The organism is Methylobacterium crusticola (assembly GCF_003574465.1).
GTDB classification, from domain to species: Bacteria; Pseudomonadota; Alphaproteobacteria; order Rhizobiales; family Beijerinckiaceae; genus Methylobacterium; species Methylobacterium crusticola.
Genome location: NZ_QOWC01000116.1, coordinates 19,154 through 27,291, shown reverse-complemented (window position 1 = coordinate 27,291; position 8,138 = coordinate 19,154). Strand labels below are relative to the sequence as shown.

Below are 8,138 nucleotides of genomic sequence, written 5' to 3'. Positions count from 1 at the left end.
GGCCGCCGGGCGGGCGCGACGCCGGGGCGCCCGCGCCGGGCCCGGAGGCGGTCCTCGAGGCCGTGCGGGCGCTCGCCGATGCGGGCGACATCGAGGCGGGCTGGCGCGCCTGCCGGGCGGCGCTCGGGCGGGACCCGACCGATGCGCGCCTGCGCTACTACGAGGGCCTGCTCGCCCGGGCCCGGGCCCGCCCGGAGGAGGCCGAGCGCGCCTTTCGCGGCGCGGTCTATCTCGATAAAGGCTTCGTGATGGCACATTACCACCTCGGGTTGACCCTCATCGCCGCCGGCCGGGCCGGGGACGGGCAGCGCGCCCTCGCCAACGCCCTGCGGTGCGCCGAGCGCCTGCCGGGGCCGAGCCTCCTGCCCGAGGGCGACGGCCTCACGGCGGAGCGCCTGCGCGCCGCCGCCGCGACGCTCCTCGCCGCTGCGCCGTGACGGCTCCGGCCGGTCCGGTGCGGCCGGACGCCGAGGCGGCCCTGAGCCCGGCGCGGATCGAGGCGATCGTCGCGGCCCGCACCGTCGCGCTCGCGCGGCGCGGCGCGGCGGCCGCGGCCCTTCCGACCCGGCGCCTGCTCCTCTGCCGCTCCGGGCCCGAGCACCTCGGGCTGCCCCTCGAGGCGGTGGCGGAGGTGTTCGCGTTCCGGCCCTGCACGCCCGTGCCGGGCGCGCCCCCGGCCCTCGTCGGCCTCACGGGGCGCGGCGGCGTCCTCGTCAGCGTGCTCGACCTCGCCCGCGCGCTCGGCCTGCCGTCCGGGGAGGCGGAGGCGGGCGGGCCCGGCGACGGGGCCGCCCACGTCGTCCTGCTGCGCCGCGAGGCGCCCCGCATCGGCCTCAAGGTCGACCGCGTGCTCGCCGTCGTCGACGCCGTGGTCGAGGCGGCGGGGCCCGCGACCGGGGCCGCGCCCGCCGGGGGGCTGGGCACGGCCCCGGTCGCGGGCTATGCCCGCGAGGCCGCGGACCACGCCCGCCGCGATGCCGGCCCGCCCGTCGGGCCCTCACCGCCCGGCGGGGGGGCGCCCGGGGGCTTCGCCGTCCTCGACCTCCCGGGGCTCCTGCACCCCTTCCTGCCGGGCCCCCGCCCGCCGCCGGGTGCGGCCTGAACCCCCCCAATCGCTCCGGAGCTTAGAGAACCAGCGTGTCGATCTCGATCGGGAACCGCATCCTCCTCGGCTTCGCCGCCGTCGTCCTGGTGATCGTGGCGCTCGGCGTCTACGCCATCGGCCAGATCGGCGAGGTGCGCACCGCCACCGACACCATCGTGACCCGCGACCTCTCGGTGATGCGCCAGCTCGAGACCATCCGCGAGGGGCAGCGCCGGATGAGCGACCTGCGCGACGAGGCCACCACGCGCTACTACCTGCGCGCCCTCAACCGGGAGCCGTCCACCAAGGAGGAGCCGGCGGTGACCTGGCGCAAGGCGGCGGCGGCGGCCGAGACGGCGCTCGCCGGCGCCATCACCTCCGTGAACGAGTACCGCGGCCAGGCGCTCTCCCCGGAGCGGATCGCCGGCTGGCAGCGCATCGGCGAGATCCTGACCGCCGCCGGCGTGGAGCTGCGCGCGACGCGCGCGGCCACCGAGCGGCAGTTCGAGGCCATCGCGGCCAGCGACGTCCCGGGGATCCAGGCGGCGGAGGGCATCCTCGACCAGTCGGGCGAGAGCTTCGTGCGGATCATGACAACGGCCCGGGACGCCCTCGACGGCGCGATCGCGGCGGGCCAGCGCCGGGTCGGGGCGATCTACGAGGAGAGCCGGCTCTCGACGCTCGCGGCGCTCGCGGCCTGCGTGGTGATGGCGCTGGTGATCACGGTGCTGATCCGCCGCTCCGTGGTGCAGCCCCTCGACGCCGTGATGGCCTTCGTGGGCCGCATCGGCGAGGGCGACCTCACCGGCCGCATCGCGGAGGCGGGCCGCGACGAGCTCGGCCGCCTCGGCCGGGTGCTCAACCAGATGGTCGAGAGCCTGCGCCAGCTCGCGACCCAGAACCGCGGCGCCACCGCGAACCTCAACGCCGCGGCCGCCGAGATCCGGGCCTCGGCCCAGGAGCAGGCGGCGAGCGTCGAGGAGCAGTTCGCCGCCGTGCAGGAGACCGCCGCCACGGTGGACGAGATCACCCACGCGGGCGCCCAGATCGGCAAGCGGGCCCAGGAGGTGATCGCCACCGCCCAGGCCACCGCCCAGACCTCGAGCGCGGGGCTGCGCGCCGTCGACGAGACCGCCCGCGCCATGGACGCGATCCGCGAGCAGAGCGAGGCCGTGGCCGAGAACATCGTCGCCCTGAGCGAGAAGACCCAGGCCATCGGGGAGATCATCGCCACCGTCAACGACGTCTCGGAGCGCACGCACCTCCTCGCCCTCAACGCCGCCATCGAGGCGGCGGCGGCCGGCGAGAGCGGGCGCAGCTTCGCGGTCGTGGCGGCCGAGATGAAGGCGCTCGCCGACCAGGCCAAGGAGGCCACCGGCCAGGTCCGGGCGATCCTCGGCGAGATCCAGCGCGGCATCAACGCGTCGGTGATGCTGACCGAGGAGGCCGTGAAGCGCGTCGCCGTCGGCAAGGAGCGCACCGACACCACCCACGCGACGATCGAGGAGATCACCGCCCGGGTGCAGGAGAGCGTGCAGACCTTCCAGCAGATCGTCGCCTCGACCAACCAGCAGCAGCTCGGCATCGAGCAGGTGATGGGCGCGCTCCAGAACATCCGGCAGGCGAGCCAGCAGACCGCGGCCGGCACCCGCCAGGTCGAGGCCGCCGCCGCGAACCTGAGCGAACTCGCCGGTGCGCTCCTGGCGCTCGCCGAGCGCTACCGGCTGTGACGCCGGGGCACCCCTAGGAGGCGCCCCGATGGAGGGCATCCGCCAGCTTCTCCTCGCCGCCTTCGAGGTCGAGCACCGCGAGCACCTGGACGCGATCCGGGCCGCCCTGGCGCAGGCCGCGGGCGGCGCGGCGCCCGACTGGAACGACGTCTTCCGCCGGGCCCACAGCCTCAAGGGCGCCGCCCGGGCCGTCGACCTGCCGGCCATCGAGGAGGTCGCCCACCGCCTGGAGACGCTGTTCGACCGCATCGTGCAGGGCCGCGCCGTCCTCGACCGCGCCACCGCCGGGACCGTGCAGCTCGCCCTCGACCGGATCGAGGGCACCGTCGCGAACCTCGCCGCAACGCCCGACCCCCCGGCCCCCCCGGACGCCATCGCGGCCCTCGACGCCTGCCTCGGCGGCGAGGCCCCGCCGCCCGCTGCCGCACCGGCCGCGGCGCCCGAACCCGCGCCCGCACCTCCCGCGCCCGCGCCCGCCATCGTCCCCGCGGCCACGCCCCCCGCGGGCCCAGCGCCCGAGGCAGCCCCCGCCGAGAAGGCGGCCGAGGGCGGGATCGCCTACCTGCGCATCGCCAGCGACCAGGTCGAGGGGCTGTCCCGGGCGGTGCACGCCCTCTCGGCCGCCCTCCAGGGCCAGGAGGCGATCGGCGGCGCCGTCGCGGCCCTCGACGCCGGCGGGCGCGACCTGCGCCGCAGCGTCGACGCCGTTCAGGGCCGCACCGGCGAGGTCGCCGCCCTGGCGCGCCGCCTGCGCGAGCAGGGCGACCCGGCCGGTGCCGCCCTGGACGCGTTCGTCGACCGGGTGCGCCGCCTCGACGGCGACCTGCGGGCGGTGGTCCGCGGCGTCTCGGCGCTGTCGCGGGTGCAGCACCGCAGCGCCGGCGCCGTCGAGGCCGCGGCGCGGCGCCTGCGCGAGGATGCCGACCGCCTGCTCCTCGTCCCGGCCGAGACCGTGTTCGGCGGCTACGGCCGCATGGTGCGGGAGCTCGCCCGCGAGGCCGGCCTGCCCGTCGAGGTCGCGCTCCGGGGCCTCGACCTCCAGGTCGACCGCGGCCTGCTCCAGGCCCTCAAGGACCCGGTGCTGCACGCCCTGCGCAACGCCGTCGGGCACGGCGCCGAGCCGGCCGAGGCCCGGCGGGCGGCGGGCAAGCCCGAAGCCCTCGCCGTCACGCTCTCGGTCGCCTCCCGGGGAACCCGGCTCGTCGTCACGGTGCGGGACGACGGGCGCGGGCCAGACCTCGCCCGCATCCTCGCCACCGCCCGGCGCCAGGGCCTGGTGGCGCCGGGGCGCGACCCCGCGCCGGAGGAGATCCTGAGCCTCGTCTTCGCGCCCGGCTTCTCGACCGCGGAGGCCGTCGACCGGCTCTCCGGCCGGGGCATCGGCCTGTCGGTGGTGGCGGAGGCGGCCCGGCGCCTGCGCGGCAGCGTCCGGCTCGCCCGCGCCGAGCCCCACGGCGCCGAGGTGGTGATCGCGGTCCCGCTCTCGGCCGCGCGCCAGCCGGTCCTGCTCGTCGAGGCGGGGGGCCTGCGCTACGGGGTGCCGAGCGGGGCGGTCGCGCGCCTCCTGCGGCTCGGCCCCCGCGACCTCGCGTCCGTGGCGGGCCGGCCCTCGGTGCGGATCATCCACGAGGGACGGGACGTTGTCGTTCCGCTCGTACCCCTCGCGTCCCTTCTCGGATCAGGCGTTGCTCCCCTTCCCCTCGACGACGGCTTCGTCCAGGCCGCTCTCGTGCGCTCCGGCCCCGATCTCTGCGCCGTCGCCGTCGACCGGCTCCTCGACGTGCGCGTGCTCCTCGTCGGCCCGCCGCCCCCGGTCGGCGGCGATCCCGCGCTCGTCTCCGGCACGGTGATGCTCGCCGACGAGACGCCCGCCCTGGTGCTCGACCCCGACGGGCTCTGCGCCCGCGCCCGGGGCGGCGGGCTGGTGGCGCCGGCCGCCGCGCCGGCCCGCACCGAGGCGCGGGCCCGGCGCACCCCGACGGTGCTGGTGGTGGACGATTCCATCACCACCCGGACGCTGGAGAAGAGCATCCTGGAGGCGCACGGCTACCGGGTCTTCGTCTGCGTCGACGGCCGGGACGCCCTCGACCGCCTGCGCCGCGACGCCGCGCAGGTCGACCTCGTGGTGGCGGACGTCGAGATGCCGCGCCTCGACGGCTTCGGCCTGCTCCAGGCGATCAAGGCCGATCCGGGGTTGACGCGGCTGCCCGTGATCCTGATGACCTCCCGCGGCGATCCCGCCGACGTCCGCCGCGGCCTCGACCTCGGCGCCGACGCCTACATCACCAAGCAGAAGTTCGATCAGCGCGAGCTTCTCGACACGATCGGTCAGCTGCTGTGAGCGTGCCCTCAGCCCGCCTCCCCGCCTCGACCCGTCCCCCGCCGCCGCGGGTCGGCCCGGCGCGGGTTCACCCGCCCGGGGCCCGCCCGTGAGCGCGCCCGTCCGCGTCATGCTGGTCGAGGATTCGCTGGTGGTGCGCCAGCTCCTCGCCCACATCGTCAGCCGCGATCCCCGCCTCGCCCTCGTCGCCGCGGTCGCCTCCGGCGAGGAAGCCCTGCGGGAGATCGCGCGCGTCCGGCCCGACGTGATCTCGATGGACATCCGCCTGCCGGGCATCGACGGCCTCGAGGCCACGCGCCGCATCATGGCGCTGCAGCCGACCCCGATCGTCGTGGTGGCGGACGCCGTCGAGGACGCGTCCCTGCGGATCTCCATGAACGCGCTGCGGGCCGGCGCCCTCAGCGTGGTGGAGAAGCCGGTCGGCACCGGCCACCGGGCCTACGAGGCCATCGCCGACGAGATCTGCACCCAGCTGCGCATCATGAGCCAGGTCCCGGTGATCCGGCGCCGGCCCATCGGCGCGGAGCGGCTCATCGGCGCGGAGCGGCTCATCGGCGCGGAGCGGCTCATCGGCGCGGAGCGGCTGACCGGCGCCGAGCGGCCCGGGCGCCCGGACGCGGCCGCCCGCGAGGAGGGCCGCGAGCCCGCCGGCCTCGCCCCCGGCCTCGTCGCGGTCGCGGCCTCGACGGGCGGGCCGCCGGCCTTCGCCAAGCTCCTGGGCGCCCTGCCGGCCGATTTTCCGGCCCCGATCCTGCTCGTGCAGCACATGGGCGCGGCCTTCATGGAGGGGTTCGCCGACTGGCTGAACGGGGTGGTGCCCCTCGCCGTCGCGGTCGCGCGGGACGGGGTGCGGCCGCTGCCGGGCCACGCCTACGTGGCGCCCGGCGACCGCCACCTCGCGCTCGGTCCCGGCGGCCTCCTGTCGCTGAGCGACGCGCCGCCGGTCGGCGGCCAGCGCCCGTCCGCCACCGTGCTGTTCCGCTCGGTCGCCCGGGCGGCGGGGCCCCGGGCCCTCGGGGTGCTCCTCACCGGCATGGGCGAGGACGGCGCCGCCGGCCTCCTCGACATGCGGCAGGCGGGCGCCGCCACCATCGCCGAGCACGAGAGCTCGGCCGTCGTCTACGGCATGCCGGCCGCCGCCGTGCGGCTGCGCGCCGCCGCCGCGGTCCTGCCCCTCGACCTGATCGCCCCGCGCCTCGTGCGGGCCCTCCAGCCGGCAGGCCCGCCGTGAGCGCGGCCCCCGACGCCGCCCCGGCCCGCATCCTGCTGGTCGAGGATTCCGAGACCCAGGCGCTGCAATTGCGGCTGCTCCTCGAGGGCCGCGGCTTCGAGGTCGCGCGCCACGCCACCGCGGAGGCCGCCCTCGACGCCATGAACCGCGGGCTGCCCGACCTCGTGGTCGCCGACTACCACCTGCCCGGGATGAACGGCGACGAGCTGACCCGGCAGATGCGCCTGTCGGTGCGCACCCGCGCCACCCCGGTGCTGATGCTGACCGAGGCGAGCGGGCGCGACCTGGAGCGCCAGGGGCTGGAGAGCGGCGCCGACGCCTACGTGCCGAAATCCGCCGACCGCGACCTCCTGGTGCTGCGCATCCGGGCGCTCCTGCGGGAGCGCGGCGGCGCGGCGGGCGCGCCCGCGGGCGAGACGGGCGCGCGCCTGCCGAGCTTCCGCCGCGCCCGCATCCTGGTCGTCGACGGCAGCGCCACCTACCGGGCCTACCTCGCCGCCCTCCTGGGCCAGGAGGGGCACGACGTGACGGCGGCGGACGGCCCCGAGCGGGCCCTCGCCGCCCTCGAGGGGCCGGGACCGGGCTTCGACTGCGTCACGGTCGACCTCCTCGGCACCGGCTTCGACGCCATCGCGCTCTGCCGCCGCATCGCGGCCCTGCGCGAGGCGGCGGCGGGCGCGGGCGCCCCGGGCCTCTACCTCGTCGGCATCGGCAGCGCCGCCGCCTCGAGCAAGGACCTGCTGGTCCAGGCCTTCTCGGCGGGCGTCGACGACGTGGTGCCCAAGGGCGCCGACGCCGACGTGCTCGCCATCCGCGTGCGCACCCTCGTGCGCCGCAAGCTCCTGGAGGAGGACGACCGCCGGGTCTCCGACGAGCTGCGCCGGCACGAGCGGGCGGCCGAGCGCGCCCAGGCCGAGGCCGCCGCCTCCGAGGCCAAGGCGGCCCTCGCCGGCGCCCTCGCGCAGGCCAACCAGGACCTCGAGGAGGCCAACCACCGCCTCAAGGACACCCAGGCGAAGCTCGTCCAGGCCGCCAAGATGGCCTCCCTCGGCGAGCTCGTGGCCGGGATCGCCCACGAGATTAACAACCCGCTCGCCTTCATCCTGGCCCACCAGGGCACGGTCGAGCGCCTGATCGGCGAGGTGGCGGCGCAGGCCGACGCCGACGCGCCGGCAAGGCGGGCGCTGGACAAGGCCCGGGACCGGGTCGGCTCCATGCGCCTCGGGCTCACCCGCATCCAGGACCTCGTCGTCAACCTGCGCAAGTTCTCCCGCCTCGACGAGGGCGAGATGCAGACCGTCAACGTGCCGGACGCCATCGAGAACGTGCTGGCGCTGATCCAGCACAAGCTCGGCACCCGCATCGCCGTGCGCCGGGCGCTCGGCGGCGCGCCGGAGATCCATTGCACCCCGGCGCTGCTGAACCAGGTGGTGATGAACGTCCTCGGCAACGCCGCCGACGCGATCCCCCACGAGGGCACCATCACGATCGAGACCGTGAGCGAGGCCGGCAACGACGTGATCCGGATCAGCGACACCGGCCCGGGCGTGCCGGAGGAGCTGCGCGAGCGGATCTTCGAGCCCTTCTTCACCACCAAGCCCGTCGGCTCCGGGACCGGCCTCGGCCTCGCCATTGCCTACAGCGTGGTGCAGGCGCATAGCGGCGCCATCACCGTGGAGACGGCGCCCGGCGGCGGCGCCTGCTTCGTGATCAGCATCCCGCGGCGGGCCGCGTGACCGTGGGCGGGGCGAG

General features: G+C 77.1%; 5 protein-coding genes and 1 pseudogene. All 6 read left to right on the top strand.

Annotation, left to right across the window (positions count from 1 at the left end):
• Window positions 1-437, top strand: a pseudogene (locus DT057_RS23810) (CheR family methyltransferase); the annotation flags it as partial.
• On the top strand, window positions 434-1,102 hold the full coding sequence (locus DT057_RS37280) for a chemotaxis protein CheW (RefSeq protein ID WP_128564589.1): 669 nt from the start codon (window positions 434-436) through the stop codon (window positions 1,100-1,102). The pseudogene DT057_RS23810 and the gene DT057_RS37280, both read left to right, overlap by 4 nt.
• A gap of 35 nt (window positions 1,103-1,137) precedes the next feature.
• Entirely contained in the window at window positions 1,138-2,814 is a 1,677-nt protein-coding gene (locus tag DT057_RS23800; RefSeq protein ID WP_128564588.1) for a methyl-accepting chemotaxis protein, read from the top strand.
• 28 nt (window positions 2,815-2,842) lie between these two features.
• Window positions 2,843-5,155: a hybrid sensor histidine kinase/response regulator gene (locus DT057_RS23795; protein WP_128564587.1), complete on the top strand. Its 2,313-nt coding sequence runs from the start codon at window positions 2,843-2,845 to the stop codon at window positions 5,153-5,155.
• 109 nt (window positions 5,156-5,264) lie between these two features.
• Window positions 5,265-6,386: a chemotaxis-specific protein-glutamate methyltransferase CheB gene (gene cheB, locus DT057_RS23790; protein ID WP_203236359.1), complete on the top strand. Its 1,122-nt coding sequence runs from the start codon at window positions 5,265-5,267 to the stop codon at window positions 6,384-6,386.
• Window positions 6,383-8,122 (top strand): response regulator, encoded by a 1,740-nt coding sequence (locus DT057_RS23785; RefSeq protein WP_128564585.1) that lies wholly within the window; start codon window positions 6,383-6,385, stop codon window positions 8,120-8,122. The genes cheB and DT057_RS23785 overlap by 4 nt, the downstream gene beginning before the upstream one ends.
• The last annotated feature ends 16 nt before the right edge of the window (window positions 8,123-8,138 follow it).